22 protein-coding genes and 1 tRNA gene are annotated in these 26,180 nt (G+C 60.6%); 11 read left to right on the top strand and 12 right to left on the bottom strand.

The genetic code is table 11. The annotated features are described in order from the left end of the window. Positions 1-6 precede the first annotated feature (6 nt). The 3 genes from OGI63_RS11600 to murI all read right to left on the bottom strand — a co-directional run bounded on the left by OGI63_RS11600 (position 7) and on the right by murI (position 3,093). On the bottom strand, positions 7-1,233 hold the full coding sequence (locus OGI63_RS11600) for a MalY/PatB family protein (protein WP_041777367.1): 1,227 nt from the start codon (positions 1,231-1,233) through the stop codon (positions 7-9). Positions 1,234-1,388: 155 nt separating this feature from the next. Next, positions 1,389-2,237: a patatin family protein gene (locus tag OGI63_RS11595; protein WP_041777366.1), complete on the bottom strand. Its 849-nt coding sequence runs from the start codon at positions 2,235-2,237 to the stop codon at positions 1,389-1,391. Between the two features lie 79 nt (positions 2,238-2,316). Continuing rightward, entirely contained in the window at positions 2,317-3,093 is a 777-nt protein-coding gene (gene murI / locus OGI63_RS11590) for a glutamate racemase (RefSeq protein ID WP_011743498.1), read from the bottom strand. An 85-nt stretch (positions 3,094-3,178) separates the two neighbouring features. Between murI and dapF the strand changes: the two genes are divergently transcribed. Then, a complete protein-coding gene (dapF, locus tag OGI63_RS11585) occupies positions 3,179-4,078 on the top strand; it encodes a diaminopimelate epimerase (RefSeq protein ID WP_011743497.1) in 900 nt (299 codons plus the stop codon). A gap of 88 nt (positions 4,079-4,166) precedes the next feature. Here the strand turns inward: dapF and OGI63_RS11580 are convergent, their stop codons facing one another. Next, positions 4,167-4,793: a vitamin K epoxide reductase family protein gene (locus tag OGI63_RS11580; protein WP_011743496.1), complete on the bottom strand. Its 627-nt coding sequence runs from the start codon at positions 4,791-4,793 to the stop codon at positions 4,167-4,169. 157 nt (positions 4,794-4,950) lie between these two features. Between OGI63_RS11580 and OGI63_RS11575 the strand changes: the two genes are divergently transcribed. Continuing rightward, positions 4,951-5,853, top strand: a complete 903-nt coding sequence (locus OGI63_RS11575; protein WP_011743495.1) for a PHP domain-containing protein — start codon at positions 4,951-4,953, stop codon at positions 5,851-5,853. Positions 5,854-5,978: 125 nt separating this feature from the next. On the opposite strand, the gene OGI63_RS11570 is transcribed toward OGI63_RS11575, so the two are convergent. Beyond that, a complete protein-coding gene (locus OGI63_RS11570; protein WP_003810939.1) occupies positions 5,979-6,203 on the bottom strand; it encodes a DUF3107 domain-containing protein in 225 nt (74 codons plus the stop codon). A gap of 51 nt (positions 6,204-6,254) precedes the next feature. Then, positions 6,255-7,805: a phosphotransferase gene (locus tag OGI63_RS11565; RefSeq protein ID WP_041777365.1), complete on the bottom strand. Its 1,551-nt coding sequence runs from the start codon at positions 7,803-7,805 to the stop codon at positions 6,255-6,257. A 125-nt stretch (positions 7,806-7,930) separates the two neighbouring features. Here OGI63_RS11565 and OGI63_RS11560 point away from each other — a divergent pair, with 125 nt between their 5' ends. Next, the gene (locus tag OGI63_RS11560; RefSeq protein ID WP_041777364.1) at positions 7,931-9,439 is read left to right on the top strand and encodes an ATP-dependent helicase; all 1,509 of its coding nucleotides are present in this window, start codon (positions 7,931-7,933) and stop codon (positions 9,437-9,439) included. On the opposite strand, the gene OGI63_RS11555 is transcribed toward OGI63_RS11560, so the two are convergent. Further along, positions 9,422-10,981: a zinc-dependent metalloprotease gene (locus OGI63_RS11555; RefSeq protein WP_003810931.1), complete on the bottom strand. Its 1,560-nt coding sequence runs from the start codon at positions 10,979-10,981 to the stop codon at positions 9,422-9,424. The genes OGI63_RS11560 and OGI63_RS11555 overlap by 18 nt on opposite strands. A gap of 71 nt (positions 10,982-11,052) precedes the next feature. Here OGI63_RS11555 and OGI63_RS11550 point away from each other — a divergent pair, with 71 nt between their 5' ends. Together OGI63_RS11550 and OGI63_RS11545 are read left to right on the top strand one after the other, a co-directional pair. Continuing rightward, positions 11,053-11,949 carry a PDZ domain-containing protein gene (locus tag OGI63_RS11550; RefSeq protein ID WP_011743492.1) on the top strand — a complete coding sequence of 299 codons (897 nt, stop codon included), beginning with the start codon at positions 11,053-11,055 and terminating at the stop codon, positions 11,947-11,949. Positions 11,950-12,058: 109 nt separating this feature from the next. Further along, complete coding sequence (locus OGI63_RS11545; protein WP_003810925.1) at positions 12,059-12,484, top strand: DUF3052 domain-containing protein; 426 nt, start codon at positions 12,059-12,061, stop codon at positions 12,482-12,484. A 197-nt stretch (positions 12,485-12,681) separates the two neighbouring features. Here the strand turns inward: OGI63_RS11545 and OGI63_RS11540 are convergent. After that, positions 12,682-12,755 (bottom strand) — tRNA-Val (locus tag OGI63_RS11540). 208 nt (positions 12,756-12,963) lie between these two features. Between OGI63_RS11540 and OGI63_RS11535 the strand changes: the two genes are divergently transcribed. The 6 genes from OGI63_RS11535 to OGI63_RS11510 all read left to right on the top strand — a co-directional run bounded on the left by OGI63_RS11535 (position 12,964) and on the right by OGI63_RS11510 (position 20,579). Continuing rightward, positions 12,964-14,547 (top strand): DivIVA domain-containing protein, encoded by a 1,584-nt coding sequence (locus OGI63_RS11535; RefSeq protein ID WP_041777363.1) that lies wholly within the window; start codon positions 12,964-12,966, stop codon positions 14,545-14,547. A gap of 152 nt (positions 14,548-14,699) precedes the next feature. Then, a complete protein-coding gene (dxr, locus tag OGI63_RS11530; RefSeq protein ID WP_011743489.1) occupies positions 14,700-15,878 on the top strand; it encodes a 1-deoxy-D-xylulose-5-phosphate reductoisomerase in 1,179 nt (392 codons plus the stop codon). Between the two features lie 64 nt (positions 15,879-15,942). After that, entirely contained in the window at positions 15,943-17,142 is a 1,200-nt protein-coding gene (gene ispG, locus OGI63_RS11525) for a flavodoxin-dependent (E)-4-hydroxy-3-methylbut-2-enyl-diphosphate synthase (protein ID WP_011743488.1), read from the top strand. 190 nt (positions 17,143-17,332) lie between these two features. After that, positions 17,333-18,958, top strand: a complete 1,626-nt coding sequence (locus OGI63_RS11520; protein WP_003810918.1) for an alpha/beta hydrolase family protein — start codon at positions 17,333-17,335, stop codon at positions 18,956-18,958. An 83-nt stretch (positions 18,959-19,041) separates the two neighbouring features. After that, complete coding sequence (gene recO, locus OGI63_RS11515; protein ID WP_011743486.1) at positions 19,042-19,782, top strand: DNA repair protein RecO; 741 nt, start codon at positions 19,042-19,044, stop codon at positions 19,780-19,782. A 5-nt stretch (positions 19,783-19,787) separates the two neighbouring features. Continuing rightward, the gene (locus OGI63_RS11510; RefSeq protein WP_003810914.1) at positions 19,788-20,579 is read left to right on the top strand and encodes an isoprenyl transferase; all 792 of its coding nucleotides are present in this window, start codon (positions 19,788-19,790) and stop codon (positions 20,577-20,579) included. A gap of 157 nt (positions 20,580-20,736) precedes the next feature. Here OGI63_RS11510 and OGI63_RS11505 read toward each other — a convergent pair whose 3' ends face one another. The 4 genes from OGI63_RS11505 to OGI63_RS11490 all read right to left on the bottom strand — a co-directional run bounded on the left by OGI63_RS11505 (position 20,737) and on the right by OGI63_RS11490 (position 26,093). Then, positions 20,737-21,975: a nucleoside hydrolase gene (locus OGI63_RS11505; RefSeq protein ID WP_011743485.1), complete on the bottom strand. Its 1,239-nt coding sequence runs from the start codon at positions 21,973-21,975 to the stop codon at positions 20,737-20,739. Positions 21,976-22,068: 93 nt separating this feature from the next. Continuing rightward, positions 22,069-23,136 carry an ABC transporter substrate-binding protein gene (locus tag OGI63_RS11500; protein WP_011743484.1) on the bottom strand — a complete coding sequence of 356 codons (1,068 nt, stop codon included), beginning with the start codon at positions 23,134-23,136 and terminating at the stop codon, positions 22,069-22,071. A gap of 270 nt (positions 23,137-23,406) precedes the next feature. Continuing rightward, positions 23,407-24,210 (bottom strand): ABC transporter permease, encoded by an 804-nt coding sequence (locus OGI63_RS11495; protein WP_011743483.1) that lies wholly within the window; start codon positions 24,208-24,210, stop codon positions 23,407-23,409. Positions 24,211-24,536: 326 nt separating this feature from the next. Further along, the gene (locus tag OGI63_RS11490; protein ID WP_011743482.1) at positions 24,537-26,093 is read right to left on the bottom strand and encodes a glycoside hydrolase family 32 protein; all 1,557 of its coding nucleotides are present in this window, start codon (positions 26,091-26,093) and stop codon (positions 24,537-24,539) included. Positions 26,094-26,180: the final 87 nt, after the last annotated feature.

The following is a 26,180-nucleotide window of genomic DNA, read 5'->3' as shown; positions in this document are numbered from 1 at the left end:
AAAACTTTAAAGCAAACCGTCCGCCTGCAACGCGTCATGCATACGGTTGAGGCAATCCACCAGCAGCGGATACGGCATCGCCATGTTCACGCGCACGCAGCCGGCTCCCGCGCGGCCGCACGAACGGCCGTCGGTCAGCGCCACCTTCGCCTTCTCAAGGAAATACGCGGCCGGATCGTCAATGCCAAGCGGGCCGAAATCCAGCCATGCGATATACGTGCCGCGCGGGCGAATATAGCCAACGCCCGAGAACCGCGTGCGCATCTGCTTGTCGAACAACCCAAGATTGCGTCGCACGTAGGAAAGCGCGTCCTGGAACCACGGATCGCCCTCGTTGTAGGCAGTGGTGGTGGCGATCGCACCGATCGTGGCGGTCTGATGCTCGCTCCACTCCGCACGTTCCGCCCACATCTCACGGTCCGCCGGATTCGTCAGCAGCACCTGCGCGCACTTCGTACCCGGAATGTTGAACGACTTCGACGCGCTGGTAGCGGTCATAGACTGCCGCGCGGCCGCCTTGCTGATGGTCGGATACGGAATATGACGCCCCTCGAACACGAACGGCGCGTGAATCTCATCATTGAAAATACGCACGTCGTACCGTTCCGCCAGCTCGCACAGCCGCTGCTCCTCGGCCAACGTAAGCACCTTGCCGATCGGATTGTGCGGATTGCACAGCACGAACGCATGGCAGCCAGCCGCGAACGCGCGTTCGATGGCGTTGAAATCGAACAGCCATTCGCGCTCGCCGGTCGTTTCGTCGGTTCCCTGAAGCATTTCGATTTCGATCACGTCGACGTCGTACAGCTTCGGCACGCTCAGGAACGGCATGTACGCGGGCGTCGGCACGACCACGGCATTGCCGGCGCCGACCAGCTCGCGCAGGAAGATCTCGTACGCTTCCAACACGTCCGGCACCACGCGGATGATGTCCGGATCCACGTCCCAGCCGTAGTGGCTTTTCTGCCAGCCGGCGCACGCCTCGGCCACGCGGCGCTTCCACGGTTCGGGAATGTAACCGAGTTTGCAATGGTCGCAGGCGCTGTCGATGGCCTGCTGGATGCACGGCGCCAGGCCGTAGTCCATTTCCGCGATGAACGCGCCGATACAGCCGGGGTAGCGGGTCCACTTGTCGGAACCGACTTCGGCCAGATCTGCGGCGGTAGTGCGATCGATGGCATCGGCATCAAAGCCGGAAAAAATACGATTCTGCTTTTCCATGCGTTCCAGCATAGCCGCCGCCCGGTTACGCGTGTTGCGATGCCGTAACGTACATACGACGGCTGCCATGTAATCGTCGTATGTACGATTGCTGTCATGCGATCACTGTCATACGGTTGCCGTTAGGGCCGTTGGAAACGCATGACAGCGCTGCGGAAGAACGGATTTCAGCTTTCCAAGAACGCTGGAATCGCGGCAGCCGCCGCATATCCGGCGCGGTACATGCGTTCCAGACCTTCGAACGACTTGCTCAGCGTGTTCAAGCCGTACATGCTTTCCGGCGCGAGGATGAGCACACGGCCATCCTTCTCGTATTCCTTGGCCAACGCCATCTCGTCGTTGTACGTCTGATAGCGGTTCATCAGCTTTTCCGCGGCCTCCGGGTGCGTGCGCTTCAGGATCGTGGCCGGGCCGATGTCCTTCTTCTGTTCGCGTACGGTGTCTTTCGGACGGGTGAGAATCACCACGATGCGGTCATAGCCGTCATCGATGGCCTTCTGCACCGGAATCGGATCAGCGATGCCCCCGTCGTAATACGGGACGCCGTCGATCACATACGGTTCGCACGCCACCGGCACCGCCGATGACGCCTTCATGATGTCGTAATTGTCGTAGCCGACGTCCGACTTGTCGAAATACTTCGTGGAACCATCGTCCGCATTGCAGGCCACCACGGTGAATTCGGTCGGATTCGCCGCAAACGCCTCGTAATCCACCGGATTCTCGCCATCGTGGTTGCTCAGCGTGCTGTACACGTAGTCGAGGTTCGCGTAATTGTGGTTCTTCACATAGCTGTCGAAGCTCGCGTATTCCTTACGGAACGCGTACTGCGTGTAGAACGTGTGGTTTCGCCCGTGCTGTCCGGAAATGTAGGAAACCATATTGGCGCTGCCGGCGGAAACACCATAGCAATGGTCGACATGTATGCCGTCCTCCAGCATGCGGTCCATCACACCCGCGCCGTAAATCGCGCGGAAACCGCCGCCGACGTCGATCATCGCTGTCCTGTTGGCCATATGCGCCCGTCCTTTCGCAAGTCCGTCCCTTTTGCCGGGTTTTCATTCGACTTTACGCGGTCTGTCGGGACATTCGCGCTCAGCGATCAAGCAGCGACTGCGCCAACTGCGCGATTCGTGCGGAAGTGTCGGAATTGGCCAGATCGATGCTGCCTTCCGCGTCTTCCGGAGCGAGCTTGCCCAACGATTCGAGCACCACGCCAAGGTGACGCACGGTGCCTTCATTGCCGTCGATGATCGCCGCCGTATCAGGCAGCAGTTCGCGGAAATAATCGCGGTAGAACACGAAATGCGTGCAGCCGAGCACAACGGAGTCGATCGTGGACAGATCGTATTGGTCGAAATACTGGTGCAGCGTGCGCATCACCACATCATGGTCGTCAAGCTGCCCATGCTCCACGATCTCCACCAGACCGGGGCAGGGCTCCGGAAAAATCGTATGGTCGGCCTTGAAACGGTCCATCAGCACGGCGAACTTGCGTTCACGCAACGTCAGGGGAGTGGCGGCCACGATGACGCGCTGACGCTTGCCGTGACCACGGTCGCAAGCCACCTTCAATGCCGGCTCCATGCCGATGATCGGAATGTCGTATGTGTCGCGCAGTTCGTTGGCTGCGGCGGAAGTGGCGGTATTGCAGGCGATCACGACCGCTTTCACGCCTTGTTCCACGAATCGTTTCACAATGACGTCGGACAGTTCGCGCACCTGTTCGGGCGATTTCGTGCCGTACGGAGCGTTCGCGGAGTCGCCGAAATACAGCACATGCTCGTTCGGCATGTCGCGGCGGATCTCACGCGCTACGGAAATACCCCCCAAACCGGAATCGAAAACGCCGATAGGTGCCGTTGAAGCCATACGTCCTCCTTTGCCATCGCGCGCATGCCCGCAGGCGCATACGCCAAACGCTTTCAATAGCCTACCGCGTGTAGAGTGAACTGGTATGAGCATTCCAAGCATTGTTTACAAAGCGCACGCCACCGGCAACGATTTCGTGGTGTATCTCGACGAAGACGGTACGCACGAGCCGACCGCCGATGAAGTGCGATTCCTGTGCGACCGACATTTCGGCATCGGCGGCGACGGCCTGATCCGTCTGGCGCATCCGCAGGCGGTGTCCGATGTGAACGAAAGGCAGATCGCCGATTGCGCGGCGGGCGATGCGGACTGGTTCATGGACTACCGCAACGCTGACGGCTCGCTGGCTGAGATGTGCGGCAACGGCACACGTGCGATCACGCTGTTCGCGCAGCGGCAGGGCATCGCCGACCAGCCGGGCGGCAAGCCGTTCCATCTCGGCACCCGCGCCGGCGTGAAGGTCCTGACTTCGCTCGGCGATGTGCCGGGCCTCGGCAAGGACGTGTTCCAGGTGGAGATGGGCGCATGGAAGCGTGGCGACGTCGACGGTTACGAAGTGACCATTCCGGGCACGTCCGGTTCCGCGCGTGGCACGTTCGTGGACATGGGCAATCCGCACGTCGTGGCCGTGCTCGAGGACGCGTTCGCCAGCCTGCCGAACGTCGAAGACCTTGATCTGGTCACCAAGCCGGTCGTCGCGCCCGAGATTCCGTCGGACCAGAACGTGGAGTTCGTGCGCATCGACGAGCAAAGCGAAGGCGACGATGCGGGCGAGGCCACCATGCGCGTCAACGAACGCGGTTGCGGCGAAACCCTGTCGTGCGGCACGGGCCTATGCGCCACCGCCATCACGTTGCGCGCCAAAACCGGCATCGACCATTGGACCATCACCGTACGTGGCGGCACCTTGCGCGTCGACGTGACCGACGAAGACGTGAAGCTTACCGGCAGCGCCACCATCGTAGGCAAAATCGAACTGCTGTAACCGCTGCGGCAGCAAACGAAAAGCGGATAGGCAAAAGGCCGGCCCCGCAGGGTCGGCCTTCATCGCAAAAGGCTCGATGCAAACCGTATCAGGCGAACAGCATCGGGCCATCCTTGACGAGAATGACCACGATCAACGCCACAATCCACACCACATCGACCATCAGATCGAAATTCAGCCGGTAATACTTGCGCAATCCAGCATGACCGGACGGCATATCCTGCACGGCCACCGTGGCATGCGACAACGCCATGAACTGCACGGTGGTGGAGAACATCAGCACCAGACACCACGGACACATCGCGTTGATGACGAACAGCGACTGCGTGGTCAGCCAATACGAATACGCCAACGCGGCAAGGCCGCCCAGCCACGTGCACAGCGCGAACCAACGCGGCACGGCCACCTTGGACAATCCGATCACCGCGATCGTCACGAACACCGATTCGGCGGCAATGCCGAAGAACGCGTTCGGGAAGCTCAATCCGGCGAACTTCACGATTTCCGCCTGCCAGGATTCGGCCACCGTGGAACAGGACAGCACGGCGTTCACATCGCAGTTGAGCTTCTGCCCGGGATTGCGTGCCATTTTCAGCGTGTCCGCCGACAGAATGAACGATACGAGCAATGCCACCGCCGAAGCGAGCAGCATGATCAGATACGTCCACGTTGCGCCGTGACGCCATCCGCGCGGCTTCGTGTAGTCGTCGTCCATGGCGACGGCTGTGCCGACGCTCGTTTCGTCATCGGCTGCGTCCACAGCGGCCTGGCCTTCAAAATCGCTCATCGTCAATCCTTGGAAAATCAAAATACAAACGTTGTCATGTCTCAGTCTACGCGAAAAACCGCGGATTCGAGCTTACGATAGTCATATGAGTCACGTGAGTTACGCGGAACCACCCGCACAAGGTTGGGATATTCATTGCCATACCGTCTTTTCCGACGGTACGGAGACGCCGCGCACGCTGGTGGAGCAGGCAAGGAAGCTTGGCTTGCATGGTGTGGCGATTGCCGACCATGACACCACCGCCGGCTGGGACGAGGCGACGGAAGCCTCGGAGGAAATCGGTTTGCCGTTACTGCTGGGCACGGAAATCACCGCCGTCGACGAAGATGTGTCCGTGCACATGCTCGCCTTCCAATACGATCCGTCCAACGAGCATATTTCCAGCATGTTCGCCAACACGCGTGCGGCGCGATTGCGGCGTACGAAACGCATGGTTGAGCGGCTGTCGCAGGATTTTCCGATTACGTGGGACGATGTGCTCGCCCAAGTGAAGGAAGGGGAGCGCACCACAATCGGCCGTCCGCACATCGCCGACGCGCTGGTCGCGGCGGGCGTGTACGAGACGCGTTCCGACGCGTTCGCCGACGCGGTGAGCGCCAAATCCAAGTATTACATTCCCACGCCGTCGCCGTCGACGCACGAGGTCATCGCCGCCGTCAAGGGGGCGGGCGGTGTGGTGGTCGCCGCGCATGCGGGCGATCCGCAACGCAACCGCCGGCTGCTGTCCGACGAGCAGCTTGACGCGATGATCGCCGACGGCTTGGACGGCTTGGAAGTATGGCATCGCGGCAATCCTCCGGAACAGCGCGAACGATTGCTGACGATTGCCGCACGGCACGATCTGCTGGTGACCGGCGGCTCGGACTGGCATGGCAAAGGCAAGCCGAACGGTCTGGGCGAGAACCTTACCGACGACGACACCGTACGCGAAATCTTGTGCCGGGGTGTGGATTTGATCGGTCGCGTCGGCAGCTCACATGCCGCATGAAATCCGGATATGGAATTTCCAAGCGTGAACCGGATACATGAATCGAATATGAAAAAGGCGTCGAACCTGATATGGTCCGACGCCTTTTTCATATGGAACGTGTCCAACGCGTTTGCAGGCGACGATCAGAGATTGCCGAAGCCGACGGCGTGCTTGGTTTCGGAGCCGATGATGGCATAGCCGAGAGAACCGGCCGGCACCACGATGCGACGGCCCTTGTCGTCGGTCAGGTTGATGGTCTTGCCATTCTCCACGGCCTCGGCGATGACGTTGTTCACCTCGTCGGCGCTCTGCTCGGTGCTGAAGGTGACGGTGCGCGCCACGTTCTGAATGCCCAGTTCGATATCCATGATGCTCCTTGTAAGGGTGTTCGTGTGCAAAGTCGTTTGCAATGTATGCGCTTATTCTACGCGCGGTTTCTCATCGGTGGCGTCCTCGGCCTGCAGCCGGTCGACCTCCGCTTTGGCCTTCTGCATAGTGGCCTCATCGCGTTCGAGCAGCGGAATGAGCATGGTCGCCGCTTCGCTATGGGCTTGAGGAATTTCCTCCTCGTTCGTGTCGTCACTGCCATCGGCGGTCTGCAACGTGCTGATCACAATGGTCGAACTGGACGGCAACGACTCGTGACGCTCCCTCGCGGACTGCTCCGGAACGAACGTGCTGACGGGGGATTCCTCACGTTCGCTCGTATCGTCCGAATCGGCATTGCCGGAAACCATGCCGGCAGAGGCGATATGTTCGGCGGCGGTCACATCGAACGCTTCCGTGGCGTCATCGACGATCTGCTTCGTCTTACGGACGGGCTGGGAGCCGGTGACGTCGAAATCGCCGGTCCTGTCATCATCCATATCGGTCGCGTCGATATGACGTTCGCCGGTCGCGTCGGCATCGTTATTCTGCTGCGCCGCCGCCTGCCTGCGACGTTCCGATTCGTCCAGCAACGTGCCCACGGTGATGGTGCTCGGCGGACGGTTGCCGGCCTTCTGCTCGTCCTGACGCGTCTCGCTCGGCCTGTGGTTCTTCGCGGTGAGCATACCCAACTGGTGAGCCAAACGCTCCACCTGTGCCTTGAACTGCATGATCTTGACGCTATCGGCCTGATTCAACGCGCTGATGAAATCGCCCACCTGTTCCATCTGCAGCCACAGGTTGGCGCGCAGCATGATCAGATCATCCAGACGATTGCCCAGCATGCGTCCATACGCGCTGAGCAGCGCATTACGGTGGTTTTCGTCAAGTTTGGAGAAAATCCACGCCAAATCACGTGCCGGATCATTGACCTGCATATCCTGCCAGTTCGTGATGGCGGTGATCGACGAGCCCGAGAACAGCACATCGCCGTCGGACAGGCCACCATGCACCGGACAAGTGGCGAACGACCACAGGCCGTCCGTTTCAAGAACGTCGGACCAGCTCGTCGTGATCTCCTGCGGCACATGGCCAGCCTGACGCAAACGCTTGATCCATGCGGTCAGCTGCGCGCGAATCTGCCCCGTGGAGAATACCGGATAGCCGGCCTCCTGCAGAAAATCCGGACGGAGACGGTGTATCGCGCCCAACGCGGTGCCCACGCTGGCACAGTCGTCCAACGTCAGCAGCGTCAGCGGACGCGCCTGACCATCATGATGCGTGGCGATCATCACGGAAACGTCTCCTGTGACGGACCTCTCCTGTTCGCCGTTGGAGAACGCCAGAACGCGATCGACGTCGAATCCCAATCCGCCCAACTCGCGGTTGCCCATCAACGTCTGCGCGGCACGCACGCGACCAGCGAGACGCTTGCGTCCCTTCGGCGTGTTCGAAGCGAACGTGTCATACAACTTGCCCGCGGCGTCCTGCACCACGGCATGATCAATGCCATACCCCTTGTCGGTGGCGTTGACCTGCTCGCTGTCACGCGTGCCAGCGATGGTGGCGTTCGGCATCGCCGCGCTCGCCAAGGCGGCCATCATAAATCTGCTTCGTTCGGTCACAATTCCAACCTTAATACACACTGAAGGCTAATAAGGGCGCGACTTGCCACGAATTCACGGTTAATCGCGCCGATGGCGTCCGTATCGTCACGCAATCTGCCACAATGGAGCATATGGATGCAACAGCGGAAGCGATTCTCGACGGACTGGACGATGCGCAGCGCATGGCGGCGACCGCCGTGCGCGGTCCCGTCCGTATCATCGCCGGCGCAGGTGCCGGCAAAACGCGGACCGTCACCCGAAGAATCGCCTACGCATGCGCCATCAAGGCATGGGATCCGCACGCCACGCTCGCCGTGACCTTCTCCGTCAAAGCGGCCGCGGAAATGCGCAACAGACTATCCCAACTCGACGTCGCATCCGACGTCAAAGCCGCCACCTTCCACTCCGCGGCACTACACCAACTCCGTCGGATCTGGCCAGACGTATGCGAAGGGCCCATGCCGTTCATCTCACGCAATCCGCGCGAAATCGTGGAACATTCCCTACGCCGAGTCACCACCCAGCAGGTGGACGACGACACCGTGCGCAACCTGCAAGCCGAAATCAACTGGTGCAAAATCTCGCTCATCGCGCCGGAAGACTATGAACGCGTCTGCGCGGCCATCCACCACCAGCCGCCGGCAGGACTGGAACCAAGCCAATTCGTGGATGTCTACAAAGCCTACGAAACCGAAAAAACCAATCGCAACGAAATCGACTTCGACGACATCCTGCTCATCACCTGCCACCTCATCGAAAGCGACGAAGACGTGGCGGCCAGCATCCGCTCCGGCATCACATGGCTCACCGTCGACGAATACCAAGACGTCTCGCCCCTGCAGCATCGGCTGCTCACCCGATGGCTCGGTGACAACCGCAACATCTGCGTGGTCGGCGACCCGGCACAGACCATCTACTCGTTCGCCGGAGCCAGCAGCTACAACCTGCTCAACTTCGCCTCCGAATTCGGCCCCCTCACCGCCGACGTCAGACTCAACAACGACTACCGTTCCACACCGCAGATCGTCAACTACGCCAACCGCGTGCTCGAAGCCTCACCGCAACGCGCCGACTATCTCAAACTCAACTCCAAGCGAGACCAAGGCCGCCGAGTCGCGCAAACCGTCTACAACAGCGATCTCGAAGAAGCCCGGGGCGTGGCTGCACGCATCCGCAGACTCGTGGACGAGGGAGCATCTCCGGGCGACTGCGCCATCCTCACCCGAGTCAACGCGCAGCAGAAAATCCTCTGCCGGGCACTGGGCGAACAACACCTGCGCTACCGCGTCAAACGAGACAGCGGATGGCAGAACTCCGCGCTCGCGGATGACGCTCAGACCCGCTTGGCCATGTTGGAAGCACTTGGCGCAGGCGGCGACGTTAAAGGCGTGACCATCTCCACCATCCATGCCTCCAAGGGCCTGGAATTCAAACACGTGTTCCTGATCGGGTGCTCCGAAGGGCTGATTCCATACGGTTCACCGCCCGAAGGCGACCTTCTGGAAGAGGAACGGCGATTGATGTACGTGGCGGTCACGCGTGCCGAAGACACACTCGACGTGTCCTATGCGCGCGCCCGCGAAGACGATGGGTCCGATCGCGGGCGCAGGAAATCACGCTTCTTCCGGTGACTGCGGGTCGCCGGAAGCGTTCGTATCGCCGGCGTCATCTGTACCGTCGGCGTCGTTCGTGCCATCGGCGTCATCGCCCTTGTGCTCTTCCTCGTCGAGCAGCTTGGACAGTTCGGCATCCCAATCGATGCTGTCCGGAATATCCTGTTGCGCCGTGGTCTGTTCCGTACCGGTAGTGGCGGATGCGGCGCCGTTCTCTTCGTTGGAGCTATCCTCGGACTGTTCGTCCGGCAGTTGCGGCAGCAGATCCGGATGCGACCATTTCGCGTCGCGCGCCTCGGGGCCTTCCTGCGCGCCGATGCTTTCCCACAGCGCGGCCGCCTCACGCATGCGCTTGGGGCGCAATTGCATGCCCATCAGGCTTTCGAACGTGCGTTCCGCAGGGCCTCCGATGGCGCGTTCGCGGCGCAACATCTCACGAAGCTGTTCGATATGCGGAATATGCGCCATGCCCGCACGCCACACGACGGCATCCACCCAGCCCTCCACCAAGGCAAGCAGATTCTCCAACGCCTTCATGGCCTGCTTCTGCTCCGGAGTGTCCGGGAACGCCACCTTGGTGATGTTCACCGCGCTGGCCATGGAATCCGGATCGATGGACTCCGCCTCACGGATCTGCTCCTCCATGGCATCCATGTCGATGGTGATGCCACGCGCGTATTTGCCCAGCAGCGCCTCGAAGCGGGGCATCAGCCACGGCACGGAGGCGAACAGCCTGGCATGCGCAAGCTCCTGCAGCGCAAGATAGCCCATCACTTCGTTCACGTCGATGTCCAGCGACTTCGCGTATTCGGTCACGTTCTGCACGATCAGTCCGCCGGCGGGATTCTTCAGCAGCGCGATGCCCTGATCGAAGCTGCCGCGCACCTCATGGGACAGGTCGCCGGCGGCACGCCCCAACTGCATGGCGAACGACGTGTTGCCGACGAATCGCATCAGCTTCGCCGGATTTTTCATTTCGTCCGGAATCGGAATTTCGATGGGGCCTGCGAAAACCCCGGAAATCTCGGTCTGGATTTCGCCGTCGCCGAAACGCTGCGACAGAATCGAAGCCAGAGCGTCGTTCATCGATTCGGCCACGGGGGAGGCGAACTGCGCCCACGCGTCGATTGTGTCCTCCACCCAGCCGGCGCGGGTGAGCAGCTGCGTCTCGCCTTGCGCCGGGTTGAATTCGCAAGCGGTATCAAGCCACAGGTTCGCCTCGCTGATGGCACGTCTTGCGATTTCGCCGGTTTCGGCGTTCACGCTGCTGTCCGATCCGGCACCATTCGCCTGCTGCAACGCGAGCGATTTCGCCAGTTTGATGTTGATCGGCCCCTGTTCCACGGCCTGCTGCATATCTCCCATGGTGTTGAGTCCGCCGGCGGTGAACGCCTGCATCATGGACTTGACCTCTTCGGGCTTGGGCAGCGTGCTCGGATCCTGACTCATCAGCTGGTCGCGTACGGCTTCCGGCATGTTGGAAAGCTGGTTCCATGCCATCTCGCCCTGAATCGGTCCGAAGCAATCGATAAGCCACTGGCGGATCGCATTCTCATCCATACCGTTTCCTGCCTTTGTTCCACGCGATTGTTAAGTTCGTTGCCTTCCATAGTATGGGAGGCATGGCCGATATGCAGGAAACACAGCGAGTTCACGCCAAAAGTACACGTAACGGGTCGTCTCAAGGCCTTCTGCCACGTATCAGACGACGTTGGCGTCAGGTCGGACGGTGGTTCGATGTTCGCCCTTGGCGATATCTCGCCGGACCGATCGTGGCCGTGCTTTGCGTGCTGGTGCTTATTGCGCCCAGCGCGTACGTGGTGCAGGAGCCGGGACCGACCCAGGACGTGCTCGGAAAAGTCGAAGGCAAGCAGGTCATCGACGTGTCCGGCGTGAAGACGCATAAGGACTCCGGCAAACTACTGCTCGTCACCGTCAACGCCTCAGGCGTTCCCGGATATCCTGTGACCAACGCGCAGGCGTTGCTGGCATGGGCCAATCCGAAGGCCACGGTGATTCCGCAGGAGGCCGTGTTCCCCGTCGGACAAAGCGCCAAGGACTATGCGAAGGAAAGCAACAAGGAGATGTCCTCATCGCAGAACGCCGCGGCCACGGCCGCGAAGCGGTTCCTCAAGGCGCACGGTTATGACGTGTCCGGTATGAAGGTGTCCATGCACGTCGATGACATCGGCGGCCCGTCCGCGGGCATGATGTACACGCTCGGTCTGATCGACAAGGTGACCGGAGAGCAGCTTTCCGGCGGGAAGACCATCGCGGGTACCGGCACGATGAACGCCAAAGGCAAGGTTGGCGCGATCGGCGGCATCCGGTTGAAGATGATCGGCGCGAAGCGCGACGGGGCCACGTGGTTCCTTGCCCCGGAATCCAACTGCTCTGACGTGGTCGGTCATGTGCCACAGGGCCTCCACGTGGTGAAGGTGGGCACGTTGGATGAGGCGTACGACGCGCTGGTCGCCATCCGCGATGGTAAAGGCGGTTCACTGCCGCAATGCACCGTCAAGCAATGAGCGTGCGGCGGAAGGGGATAGGCGTGATACAGGCGGAAATCGCCGTTTCATCTCGAAAAGTGGGCGATTCCGGCGTTCGTAACGTATATGTTCGAGCAGTGTTGGTATATTGACGAACGTGAATCAAACGGCATCTGATAACGCTGAAGAATTCGGTTTCCACGCCGGCGACCTGGTACAGGAATGGCTGTGGGACGATGATGTGGATGACTCGATCCGCGCCAAGATCGAGGAACTGACCGGTGAGGAGCTGGTCGACGAGGATTATGACTCCGCAGTCGATGGTGTGATCATCTGGTGGCGTGATGGCGATGACGAGGACGAACTGGCCGACACCATTGTCGACGCCTATGCGGTTCTCGGCGATGACGGCCCGCTGTGGGTGCTCACCCCGAAGCCGGGACGTCCGGGTGCCGCAAGCTCCAGCACCGTGCAGTCCGCGGCCAAGACCGCCGGCATGAACGCCGCCACTCCGCTGACCGTCAGCTCCGATTGGAACGGTATTCACCTGCGCGCGTTCGGCAAGGGCAAGTAAACCAAGACTTTTCGCGATTTTCTCGCGTATACGAAAATCCCCCGGGCCCATTGGGTTTGGGGGATTTCGCTATTACGTGGACTTTCCGGCAAAACACAAACAAAACGTGGGCGGAATGTGGGCAAAACACGGGTGCGCGCGTTGATATTACGCGGGATGATATGCGATTCCTTGATTTTTCACGGCGTTGCGAAAAGTGGGCGATGAGGGATTCGAACCCCCGACATCCACCGTGTAAAGGTGGCGCTCTAACCAACTGAGCTAATCGCCCGCAACGAACTACTGTACCGTATCCGCGCGATGAGCCGCACTCGTGTGTCGGCATGGCGGATATGATGCCGCTTGATCGGTACGAAACCGCCGTGCGAGCGATGAGCCGCACGTGTCGATTCACTGAATTTTCATCTTTTGCGGCGTCTGCGTCGAATCAATCACGTAAAGTAGTGACGTTAATACGTGTAGCAGGAGGTCGAACGCCAATGGCACAGGAACCTGAAACCGAGAAGAACGCATCGGGAATCGCTCATGCCGCGAAGCGAAAGTGGGGCTACGATGCGGAACAGGTGGATGCTTTCCTTGAACGTGCGCACATGCTGTATGAAGGTGAGGGCGCGCAACTCACCCAGCATGATATTCAGAACGTCTCCTTCGAACTGGTCAAGGGCGGCTATGTGATCGCCCAAGTGGATGCCGCGCTTGCCCGTCTGGAACGTGCCGTGGTCGACAAGCAGACCACGTGGGAAATCTCCCAGCATGGCCGTGTGGCATGGAAGGCGCAGACCGAGGACCTGTTCAAGAAGCTCGACGCGCATGCCGAACGCGAGCATGGCCAACGGTTCAAGCCGGGCGAGGGCAAGAATCCGAGCTACGACCGCAAGCAGGTCGACAGCGTGATCGACAAGTGCCTGACGAAAGCCGCCGGCGAGCTGGGTGTCGAGGAAGTCAGTGAAGCGGACGCCAAGGCGATCGCCGACACGAATTCCCAGACCTTGAGCAACGTGATCTTCACTCAGCGCAAAGGCAAGAGGGGATATGACGAACGTCAGGTGGATTACTATCTGGCCGCCTGCGCGCAGTTGCTGACCCGACTCGAATCGTATGCGCGCGTCGCGGATTTCGTCGGTGAACCCTCCGAAGAGGCGATGGCCGCGGCCGCACCGTCCGTTGCCCCGGCTTCCAGTGATTCCGCAGCTGGCGAAACCCAGATGATCGCACCGCTGTTCGCAGCTCCTTCCGCCACGGTTCCGGCTGCTCCGGTTCCTCCTACTGTGCCAACCGTCACGCCGAGCGAAGAGGATTCCTTCGACGCGCTGAACAAGGCCGAGCATGAGATCTTCACGTCCGCGGTCACCTCCCCGGTGAGCGTGCCTGCCACGCCGACGAACACTCCGCCTGCGGTTCCGGTGGTTCCGCCGGTGTTCCAGCCGCAGACCGATTCCGCTTCTTCCGCGCCGAGCGCCGTTGAAGAGACCCAGGCGTTCGATCCGCTTGCCGATGATGCGATGGAAGATGCCGCGCCAAAGGCTCCGGCTCCGACCGCGACCGATTCGCAGGCTCCAGCCGCTCCGGCATTCCCGCCGGCTCCGGTTGAACCCGAGCCGCAGCAGGATCCGTCTTTGGCCGCGTTGGCGCATCTGGCCCACACCATCAATGAGACGAACCAGACGGAAAACACGTTCACGCCGCAGGTTCCGAGCCTGTCCGCGTCCGACTTGCCTCAGGTCACCACCGGTTCGACGAGCCTGAGCTCCCTCGCAGCCTCGGTGCCGCCATCCTTCACGCCTGAACCGGCCGCTCCGGCCACTCCGGTTCCGGATTCGAACCCAACTGTCATTCCGGCTCCGGTTGTTGAACAGGCTCCGGCCGAGCCGGCCGCTCCGGCTGAACCTGCCGTAGAACCGGCAGTTGGCCCGGCAACTGAACCGTCCGCCGAATCCGATGCGGACAAGCAGCAGGAGGACAAAAAGCCGGAACCAAGCCCGGCTTTCAGGTCGATTTTCCCGGCGTCGGGCAACGACGACAATCTCGATATTCCGGATCTGTCGTTCCCGTCCTTCGAGTGAACCAACGGTAATAAACAGGCTGGCGGAATCGTCAGCCTGTTCTCGCGTTTACACAATCCCAACTACACAGCCTCGACTACACAGTCCCAACTTACATAGTCCAAACCAATACCGGAACATCGGCATATCATACGGAGAGCAGCGCATAACCCATGCAACCATCAACCGTAGTAATTCTGGGCTCCACCGGATCCATCGGCACCCAAGGCCTTGACGTCATCTCACGTCATCTCGACCGCTTCACCGTGACGGGTCTCGCCGCGGGCGGAGCACATGTCGAACTGCTTGCGCAGCAGGCGGCGAAATTCCATGTGCCAACCGTCGCGATCTTCTACAAGGAAGCTGTCCCCGCGCTACGTGAGGCGTTGGAACAGGCCGGCGCAGGCAACGTCAACATCACAGCCGGCCCTGACGCGGTGATCGCCATGGCAGGCTCCGGCGCCGACGTGGTGCTTAACGGCATCACCGGCTCCATCGGCCTCGAACCGTCCATCGCGGCACTGCAGGCAGGCTCCCAGCTGGCATTGGCCAACAAGGAATCCGTGGTGGCCGGCGGACACCTGCTGTTTAGCGCGCAGGTACGCGACAAGCAGATCAATCCGGTCGATTCCGAACATTCCGCCATCTGGCAGTCGTTGCGTTCCGGCACACACGGCGAAGTGTCCAAGCTCGTCGTCACCGCGTCCGGCGGTCCGTTCCGCGGCTGGAAGCGCGACCAAATGACCGACATCACGCCGGAACAGGCCTTGAACCACCCCACATGGAACATGGGGCCGGTCGTGACCATCAACTCGTCCACGCTGATGAACAAAGGTCTTGAAGTCATCGAAGCAAGCCGACTGTTCGATGTGCCACCGAGCCGCATCGACGTGACCGTGCATCCGCAATCCATCGTGCATTCCATGGTGGAATTCCGCGACGGCGCCACCATCGCGCAGGCTTCGCCGCCGGACATGCGCCTGCCGATCGCTCTCGGCCTGTCCGCGCCGGAACGTCTCGGAAACGTCGCCGCCGCATGCGATTGGACGAAGGCGGCCACGTGGACGTTCGAGCCGCTCGACAACGAGGCGTTCCCCGCGGTGAACCTGGCCCGGCACTGCCTCGAATCGTCCGAAAAGCATACGGCCGTGCTCAACGCGGCCAACGAGCAGGCCGTCCACGCGTTCCTCGAACACCGTCTGCCATACCTCGGCATCGTCGACACCGTGCGCGAAGTGCTTGACGAGATGGACGCCGAACTGCGCGGCAACCCGCTGTTCGCTTCCGTGGAGGAAATGAGCCGACTCGAGCAGGAGGCTCGCGCCCGCGCCGACAAGCTGATAAACAAGTAAAGAGCACAAGCCGTAAGAACCATCGCGGGGCGCATAACGCGCCTCGCACATGCAAGGATCACGTATGCCAGAAATCGAAAAACCGTTCCGCAAAACCGGTGACGCGGCCATCAGCGAAAGCCCGCTGCATCCGCGCCGCAAGTCCCGCCGCATCATGGTCGGCCCGGTGCCGGTCGGCGGGGGAGCGCCGATTTCAGTGCAATCCATGACCAATACGCTGACGGCTGACGTACCGGCCACCCTGCAGCAGATCGCGGAACTGACCGCGGCCGGCTGCGATATCGTGCGTGTGGCCGTGCCAAGCCAGGATGATGCCGACGCATTGCCGGAAATCGTCAAAAAATCGCCGATTCCGGTGATTGCCGACATCCACTTCCAAAGCAAGTACGTGTTCCAGGCCATTGACGCCGGCTGCGCGGCCGTGCGCGTGAACCCCGGCAACATTCGCAAATTCGACGAGGTCGGCCCTTCGATCTGCAAGGCCGCCACGGATGCGGGCATTTCCCTGCGCATCGGCGTGAACGCCGGTTCGCTCGATAAAGAGCTGTACGCCAAATACGGCGGCCCGACACCGGAGGCGCTGGTGGCGTCCGCGATGAAGGAAGCGCGCATGTTCGAAGACGTCGGCTTCCACGATTTCAAGATTTCCGTCAAGCACCATGATGTGGTCACCATGGTGCAGACGTACCGTTTGTTGGCTTCCAAGGGCGATTGGCCGCTGCATTTGGGCGTCACCGAAGCCGGCCCGACCTGGCAAGGCACAATCAAAAGCTGCCTGGCCTTCGGCGCGCTGCTGGCCGAAGGCATCGGCGATACGATCCGCGTTTCACTGTCCGCGCCTCCCGTGGAGGAAGTGAAGGTGGGCTGCAAGCTGCTGGAATACATGGGATTGCGCCCGCGTAAGTTCGACATCATCTCCTGCCCGTCCTGCGGCCGTTCCCAGGTGGATGTGATTCAGCTGGCCAACGCGGTGACCGAAGGGTTGAAGGACGTGACCGCGCCGATTCGCGTGGCCGTCATGGGCTGCATCGTCAACGGTCCGGGCGAGGCTCGCGAAGCCGATTTGGGCGTGGCCTCCGGCAACGGCAAGGGGCAGATTTTCATCAAGGGCAAGGTCATCCAGACCGTGCCGGAAGACCAGATCGTGGAAACCCTGCTCGCCAAGGCGCAGGAGATCGCCGCGCAGATGGAGACCGACGGTCAGTTGCCTGCCACCGCCACCGGTCCGGTGGTCGTGCCGGTGACGCAAAACGGCAACTGCTGAAAGCCATGTTCCAGCGTGCCGTCGGTAGCATGCAATCGCAGGCTTCTCAGCAAAGGCCGGTAGAATGAGCGGCGTGTCAGAGCAGGAACGTCAATCATCAGCCGCCAGCCAATCATTACGGCAAGAATCGGCTTCATCGCCCGCGCGTCCGCAACCGCAACATCAACCGTGGACGCGCGGACGGCGACTCATGGTCAACCTGCCTATTTTCATCATGCTGCTGGGCATTCTGGTGTCCGTGGCCAATCTGACGGCATCCACATGGAACTACGAGCCGACCGAGCAGACCATCGAAACGCTTGACGCCAACACCGCCGTGACCTTCGCCAATCCATCCGGCGAAAAACTGGCGAAAAAAGGCGATTACGAGGTGGCGAAACGGTACGTCACCATCAAAGCGAAACGGCCTTCCACCGGTGAGATACAGAACATCAAAGTGCTGATCCGCAAACCGAAAGGGGCTGGGAACGGACGTCCCGGTGTGGTTTTCATGCACGGCGCCGGCTATGGCACCTGCGACAATTCCTTCGGCGACATGGCCTCCGACCTGTCTTCGGCGGGATTCGTGACGGCGGTGCTTGACAAGCCGGTCTGGTCCACCAACGACGCCAATCGCGACTACCCGGGTTCCGCCGCCATCTACGACCAGGTCATCAACCTCCTGCGGAAAATGGATACGGTGGACGCCTCCAAAGTGGGCATCTACGCCACTTCCGAAAGCACATGGATCTCATCGTATCTGCTGCAGCGCGATCCGGACGTCGCTTTTCAGGTGCTGCTCAGTCCGATGGTCTACGAGCCGCGGTATTCGCTGGGCTTCCTCGCCGCACAGGACTTCGCGCTCGTCGGCGCGCATGACGGCTACCAGTCGATCGTCCGCCGCGTATTCAATATCGACGCGTCCCTGTTCGGACTCACCAACCTCGACATCGACACGTTGACGCCGAAAGCGTATGCCATTCCGACATTGGTGGCGTATGGCACGAAAGACGTCATGACCGCGCAGGTGGAAGGCACGGAGAAAATCGTCGATCTGGCTCACCAGGCCGGCAACTGGGACGTCACCATACGCACGTACCCCATCGCCAACCATGTGCTGAGGCTCGGCGACGAAGCCAATTCCGGAACCCCGTTCGCCGACGCGTACGTGGACGATGTGGTCGACTGGGCCGTCGGCACCACGCACGGACTCAAACAGACCAGCGAACGCGTGGCCGGCACCAGAATGTACCAGTCAATCGCAGTGCCATTGGACCTCAAAGCCAATCGCGGCCTGACCATCTACCTGGTCGCGTTGCATGCCAGCATGCTGGTGCTGCTGCTTGCCGCAGGCGTGCTGTGGCTCGCCGTGCTGATGCGTAAGATCTGGGCGCGTGCCCACGGACGACGGTATCGGCTGGGGCTTGCGCAAGGGTTCAAAAACTCGCTGGTCACGTTGACTATCGCCACTATGGCCACGTTCGTGCTGTTCTGCGCCGGCCTTGGCGATGTGATCATGGGTGTGGTCAAACTGGCATGGGGCAGTGCCCCAGTGGAGAATCCGGGCGTGATGTATTGGAGCTGGCCGGTGATCCAGATCGTGTGCGTCGCCGTGGTGTGGGCATGGTCCCGCGTGTTCATGCGGCTGATCGAAGAGGCAACCCATCGAGGCATCGCGCAGTGGCCGCCACGTAAGGGTGCTATCGGCGAAATCGTCAGCGGACGGCAGCCGGTGCTGGCTTCCACGCGGTTCGGACGCGTGATGTTCTGGCTGACCGTGGCCGCCATGTTCTGCGTATTGCTGGTGTTCGCGTTCTGGGGGCTGTTCATCTACTGACGGGGCGAATGTATTTCGGAACGCGCACGTGCGGCGAGCGTATGCATAACAGGATGCGATGAACGGCAAGAAAAGGAGGTGCGATGCCGCTGTATCAAGACGAAGGCGTGGTGCTGCGCACCGCCAAACTCGGCGAAGCCGACCGCATACTCACCTTGCTCACACGTGACCATGGCAAAGTACGCGCCGTCGCGAAAGGCGTGCGCCGTACCAAATCGCGTTTCGGAGGCCGACTCGAACCGTTCATGCGCGTGGCGCTGCTCATTGCGGAAGGTCGTTCGCTCGACGTCGTGTCCCAAGCCGAATCGATCGCCGCGTATGCAGGGCCGATTTGCGCCGATTTTCAAGCGTATACGGCGGCGAACGTGATCTGCGAAACCGCCGACAAGCTGGTCGCCACGGAAAAGGAGCCTGCGGTCGCACAATACCGGCTGGTATTGGGCGCGTTGAACGCGCTTGCCAAACATGCGCACGAGCCGTCCACGATTGGCGATTCGTACGTGCTGCGCGCACTGGCGATCGCTGGTTGGACACCCCGTCTGCGCGTCTGCGTGGTGTGCGGCGAGCCGATTTCGTCTGCGCTGTCCTGGTATTTTTCGATTCCCGCCGGCGGCCTGATGTGCGCCGCCGACCATACCCCCGAATCGGAAGCGGTGTCGTGGGATGCGATTTGCCGGCTTTCGGCGCTTGTCGATGGCGATTGGGGGGAGCTGGACGGTGTTCCGGCGTCCGCGTCGATTCAACGGGAAACCCACCAAATAGTGGAAGAATGGGGCGAATACTATTTGGAACGGCCGATTCGTTCCATGCGCTTGCTAGATTAGCGGGTATGGCTTTTGAGAACGTGGATTACAAATCCCTTGACATTCCGGCGGCACCGTTTTCCGACCCGTCGATCATTCCCGATTTTCCAAAGAACAAGGTTCCGCGCCACGTCGGCGTGATCATGGACGGCAACGGCCGTTGGGCCCAGCAGCGCGGACTCATCCGCACCGACGGCCATCAGGCGGCCGAACCGGTGGTGTTCGACACCATCGCCGGCGCCATCGAAGCGGGCGTGCGCTACCTGTCTCTGTACACGTTCTCCACGGAGAATTGGAAGCGTTCGCCGCAGGAAGTGCGTTTCCTTATGGGCTTCTCGCGTGACATCATCCACCGTCGTGTCGATCAGATGAACGAGTGGGGCGTGCGCGTGCGCTGGTCCGGCCGCCGTCCGAAGCTGTGGAAATCCGTCATCGACGAGCTGGAAGTGGCGCAGGAGAAAACCAAGAACAACAAGACCATCGACGTGGTGTTCTGCCTGAACTACGGTGGCCGCGCCGAAATCGCGGACGCCTGCGCGGCCATCGCACGTGAGGTGCGTGACGGCAAGATCTCCGGCGATCGTGTGACGGAGAAGATGATCGCCGAGCACCTGTACAACCCGGATATTCCCGATTGCGATCTGGTGATCCGCACGTCCGGCGAGCAGCGCACGTCCAACTTCCTGCCGTGGGAAGCCGCCTACGCGGAACTCGACTTCGTGCCGGAACTGTTCCCGGATTGCGGCCGTGATGTGCTGTGGCGCTCCATCGACCACTATATTCACCGCGATCGTCGCTTTGGAGGCGTGAAGCGATAAGGAACAGCCCGGTGGGCTGTTCCAGCTTCACGCCCGAGCGGCTATGCCGCGAGGGTAATGTTGAGCCGGCCGTAGGCCGTCAATAATTGCAGGACGTGAAGAAATAAGAAAAAGACCCCCGCGGGGGTCTTTTTCTTTTCCGCTCCTAAAACGGCTTTTAATCGCCTGCCAGTTGCGCGATTCGCCACGTGAAATCAGCCACGAAACGATCATGATCCACGGTGAGCGCCACATGCACGCGTGGCGCCGACGGGTCAATCATTCCGGCCGGATCGCCGATGGTGCGGCCGCGCGTGCCATGAAAATCGCCTGTCTCCGTTTCGACCTTCATCGGCAGATCGAAACATTCCACCAAACTCGGATCCACCGCTACGGCTGCGGCGAGCGGATCGTGCAATGGCATGCCGGCTGCGAATAGTCGGGGGTCTGCGGCGAAATTGGCCGCGATGGAAAAGTCGGCGATATCGGCAAGGAACGTCCGCACGTCGCCATCCTGCGATTGCGATGCGGCCTGACGCCACTGTACGGTCGCGTCGGACCCCAACAGGCACTGATGCGTCACGTCCAGTCCGGCCATCGTCACATCCGCACCGGAATGGAACACGCGGTCGGCGGCCTCCGGATCCTGGATGATGTTCGTTTCGGCGGTCGCATCCCAACAGTTGCCTTCCTGCGTCAGCGTTCCCCCCATCATTACCAGCCGGAGCCGGCTAGTGATATCCGGTGCCGCGGCAAGCGCCGCATCGACGTCGGTCAGCGGGCCGGTCGCCACCACCGTGACGTCACTACCGTAGAAGCGAACCGCGTCGATGAGGAATCGAACGCCGTCCGGCAGAGCGACAGGGGAGTGGGAACGGTCCTCACAATCGTTGTCGCCGCCGGCATCGCGGACAGTAAACGAAAGCGAAAACGAGTCGGCTGCGGGATTGGCGTGAAGGTCGTGCACGTCATATCCGCCAACGGAAATCAGCCCGCGCATCGCTCGAACATCCAATCCTGACGAATCGGACACATTGGGTGCCGGATTGAGTGTCTGGATGTTCGAATCGTCACAAACAGACGTATGCCGTCCGACGGCACAATCAGCGGACGGGCCGAATCCGCCCAATCCATCCGTGCCGTGGAACTGCGCGCAGCCGGCGTCGGGAATGAACGCGGCCGCCCAGGAGGGGCGCGTCGAGCCGCACATCACCGGAACGTCCCGGAACCCCAACCGTTCCAGTACATAAGCCGTGTTGCGTACGGCGGTGTCAGTCGAAACGTTGCCATAGGTGCCGATGACGCCCAGTATCTCGACGTCGTCAAACGAGACGAGATACGCCAAAGCCAGCGCATCGTCGATGCCGGTGTCGACATCGAGAATCATCTTGCGTTTGCCGGAGGGTGTGAGCGTCATCGGCCGGTCTTTCTCTTAGGGGAATCCGTTATTTCAATATTCGCTTTCTTAAGCAGGATTCGTTTCTTAAGAAAGCTGTTATTTCAAAATCCGCTACTTCAGGAATTCGTCGGTGGCGAGATCCTTCGACTGCGGAGCCTGGTGAATCACCTTGCCATGCGAATCGGTATACGTGTCGGCTTTGGCAAGGAAGTCGAAATATTCCTGCGTGCCCTTCAGATCGTTGGTACCGAAAGTAAACGAGCCGTCCTTGATTTTGGCCGGATCGCCCCAATATTGACCGTCCACGATGGTCTTCATGCTCTTCTTGACGAAAGCCGGCTTCAGATTCGCGTCCGGAGCCTCCTTGACGAGGATTCCGGCGGCATCGCCAGGATGCGCGTAGGCGTACTCATAACCCTTCTTGGTGGCCTGCACGAACTTTCGCACCAGATTCGGATTGGACGAGATGGTCTTGGTGTTGGTGATGATGCCGATGGCGTCGGCGTTGCCCGGCACGCCGTAATCAGGCTCGCTGAAGCAGTTGAGCTTCGGGCCGTACATGTCGGCCTGCACGCCCTCCCACGTGGCGTAGAAGCCACCGAAATCGGCTTTGCCACTGGACAGCGTCTGGAAGGTGGACGTGCCGACGGTCACCTTGTCGAACGTGCCCTTGCCGCCGTCGGTCTGAATCATGCGGCGGATCACCGCGTCGGATTCGTTGGAGCCGAACGTGGCGAAGGTCTTGCCGTCGAAATCCTTCGGGGACTTGATGTCCTTGTTCGACGCGAGCGAACACCAGATGGCGCTCGGCTTCTGCTGCACCTGCATGACCTGTTTGATTTTCGCGCCCTTAAGCGTGTAAATGCCCACGTTGGTGAGGTTGGACAGCGCGAAATCCGCCATGCCGTTGTTCACGGCCTGCTCCGCGCCGGCCTGCGCCACCGCCACGATGTCCACGTCAAGACCGGCCTGCTTGAAATAGCCTTTGTTCTTCGCCACATACACGCCGATATGGTTGGTGTCGGGCGCCCACGAAAGCATGAACGTCACCTTGGTGAGGCCGTTGCCGTCCGCCGCGGTTTTCGTGGAGTCGTTGCTTTGCCCGCATGCGGCCACGCCGACGAGCATGGCGATCGAGCCGAGGATTGCGATTGCTTTGCTGAAGATGGTCTTCTTCATACCTTGCGATTTCCCTTGAATCTTGCTTCTCTACCGTTTTCTAGGGATGACGCTGCGGGCGGGGTTCGGGCAGAAAACGATACGAAGGGCTAAGGCCCCCGCTCGTCCAATGCCCCCGACGTTCCTTATGATGCCTGCCGCCGCCCGGTTGACCGTTTGACGCCGAAGCTGTGGAACATTGCCGGTTTGCCACACATTGGCTAAACAGCGAGTCCCATTATACGGGTGTGCATGACGATGATGAGGGCCGCAATGGTGATTGTTGCGTTTTCACTGGTCCGCGTCCGGATCGGCGTCCGCGTCGGCTGGGCCGAGCAGCAGGCGTTCGCTGAGATTCACGAGGCACATGAGTATGCCGGTGATGACGATGATGACCAGCGTGGCCGAGAAGATCAGCGGCGTGCGGAACGAATTGTAAGCCGCCTGCAGCCAGATGCCGAGGCCCTTGCGCGCACCCAGATACTCGGCAGTGGTGGCGGTGGCGAAGATGTATGCGGCGGATACGCGGATGCCGCCGTAAATCTGCCGTGCGGCGACGCGAAGCTTCACATGCCACAGCGTCCATGCGCGGGTCGCGCCGCATGTCAACGCCACATCGGAATAGAACTGCGGCACCGCCTCAAGCCCGCGAACCGTCTGCACGGCGATCGGAAACAAGCCGAATACGGCCACAATCACGATTTTGCCGGAAACTTCGAAACCGAACCAGATCAGAAACAGCGGTGCGATCGAAATCAACGGCATCGTCTGCGCGGCAGACAGCAGTGGGAACAGTGCGGCGTTCGCAACACGGGAGCAATACAGCAGAATCCCGATCAAGATGCCGCATGCCACGGCCAGCAGGAATCCGACGGTGCCTTCCAGTAGCGTGACCTGCGTCGCCGGCCATAGTGTGGGCCAGGTTTCGACGGTTGCCTGCGCGATTTCGCTGGGGGCGGCGATCATCGTGGATGGCACGTGCCCCAATCGCACCCATGCCTCCCATACGACAAGCAGTGTGATGACGGCGATCAGCGTTGGAATACGACGCTTCGCCATACCGAGTAGTTTGTGTTGAACGTGCGATTCCGCCATCGTTCACCTTGCTTTCTGCGTCAAAGTGGACGCGCACGTGACCGACTGCGGGAAATCAGTAAGGTGAGGAGCCTGCCCGCCAATCGGCCAGAAAAGATTGTTACCGGCTCGCCAGTATAGACGGTGGGGCGGAACGTAGGCAAACCCGCACAGCAAGTACGGCAGTAACGAGAGATAACGTGCGTTGGATACCATCCCAGATATCACTTTAGATATAGAGAGACAGATATAGAAAGGCCTCCGCACCCTTCCGATGCGGAGGCCTTCCCATATACCCCTTGCTACTGCCTTATGGTCGTTTGCCTGTCAACCATGACAGACGTCTATCATTCCAGTCCGATGGACTTCATGTGGTGAAGCACCAGGGACTTGACCTTGAGCGTGCCGGATTCGGCCACGAGCTTGATGGCGCGCGGACCTTCGGACGCGTAGCTGTACGAGCTGAGCACCTGACGGCCGTCGTTGACGTACACCTCCACGCAGCCACGGTCCACGTACACGCGCAGCTTGAGTTCGCCGGCGGCAAGTTCGGCTTCGGACAGCGGTGCCGTACGGTAGCCGCGATCGCCCTGAGCGTTGGCCTGACGGTCGACCACCACGCGGCCGATCTGATCGTCATACGCAACGGACGTGTAGGCGCCATCCTCGGTGGCGTGGACACGCAGGCCGGCACGCTCGGCGGTGGAGTTGGCCAGGTCGATGGTCATTTCGATTTCCACGGCTTCGGCATCGTCCACAATGGTCTTCTCGCCGCTGACGTCCAGATCGATCGCACCGAAATCGACGGTATCCTCGCGCAGGCCTTCCATTTCGGCCACCGGCGCGGTGTGCAGGTCGCCGTCGGCGCCCAGCGTGATCTCACGCGGCAGGGTGAGGTTGCCGCACCAGCCGTCGTCCTGCATCGGAATCGGCTCGACGAACGGGCTCATCCAACCGTAGACGATCTGACGCTTGCCGTCGTTGAACGACTGCGGCGCGTAGTAATTGTGGCCGCAATCCCACAGACGGAACTCGGTTTCCGGCTTGAACTGCTCACCCGGAGTCCAAGTGCCGATCATGTAGCCGGCGTTGTTGACGTTGCGGTTCATGAAGCCGGACGGCTTGGCACCCATGGCGGAGAAGCCGATAACCCACTTCTCGTTGCCTTCGACGTCCTTGATCGGGAAGAAGTCCGGGCACTCAAGCATAAACACGTTCGAATCCGGATGCTCGAACAGCACCTGCTCATAGGTCCACTTGACCATGTCGTCGGAGGAGAACAGCCACATCTGGCCGCGCTTCTCGGCAGAGGAGACACCGAAGGTCATGTACCACTTGTCGCCGGTCTTCCAGACCTTCGGGTCGCGGTAGTGGTGGTTCACCTTGTCGGTCGGGCAATCAATGACCATACCGCGCTTAGTGGCGCTGGTCAGCTCATCGTTGTCTGGTTCGGCGAGCATCTGTACCTGCCAGTCGCCGCCGGTGTTGTCCTTGCCGTTGGCCCAACGGTGGCCGGTGTAGTAGAACTTGAGCTTGCCATCGTCGCCGATCACTGCGGAGCCAGAGAAGACGCCGTCCTTTTCTTCTTCCAGAGACGGGGCGAACATAATCGGCTCACGCTTCCAATTGACCATATCGGCGGAGGAGACGTGACCCCAATGCATCGGACCCCACTGGGTGCCATACGGGTGCAGCTGGTAGAAGACGTGCCAACGGCCCTTGTAGAAGCACAGGCCGTTCGGATCGTTGATCCAACCGCCATTGGATGCGATGTGGAACTTCGGATACCAGCGGTTGTTACGCTTGGCTGCGAAGGCCGCGACACCGGCCTCTGCCTTGGTGAGTTCCTCGCTGTGGTTCTTGATTTCGTGAAGGACAGGTGCGTCCGGAGTAAAGCCAGTCATCGTTGAATGCCTTTCTGAATCTGGGTTATGAATTGTTGGATAAAAAGCTTTTTGAAGATGGTGCCCAAAGCGGAAAAAGGGAAACGC

This window comes from Bifidobacterium sp. KRGSERBCFTRI, assembly GCF_025908335.1.
The sequence above is the reverse complement of the archived record's forward strand: the minus strand, read 5'-3'. Positions and strand labels throughout refer to the sequence as shown.